Annotated in this window: 1 protein-coding gene; it reads left to right on the forward strand. The window is 72.1% G+C overall.

The window, feature by feature from the left end:
* On the forward strand, window positions 1–162 hold a 162-nt coding region (locus tag PUR61_RS02410; RefSeq protein WP_329875101.1), incomplete at its 5' end, for a DUF397 domain-containing protein.
* Between the last annotated feature and the right edge of the window lie 39 nt (window positions 163–201).

A 201-nucleotide genomic window follows, 5' to 3' on the forward strand; every position in this document is an offset into this window, starting at 1 on the left:
AGCCAGAACGGCGGGAACTGCGTTGAAGTCGCCGCAGGATTCTCCGGCGCCGTCCCGGTCCGCGACTCCAAAGACCCCCAAGGCCCCGCGCTCGTCTTCGAGGCCGACGCCTTCGCCGCGTTCGTCGACGCCGTCCGGTCCAGTGAGTTCGGCACCGCCTGACAACCGCTCCCCGACGGCTCCGCCCGGCACGACCGGGCG

Origin of the sequence: Streptomyces sp. BE20 (genome assembly GCF_036322525.1) — a bacterium.
Taxonomy (GTDB): Bacteria; Actinomycetota; Actinomycetes; order Streptomycetales; family Streptomycetaceae; genus Kitasatospora.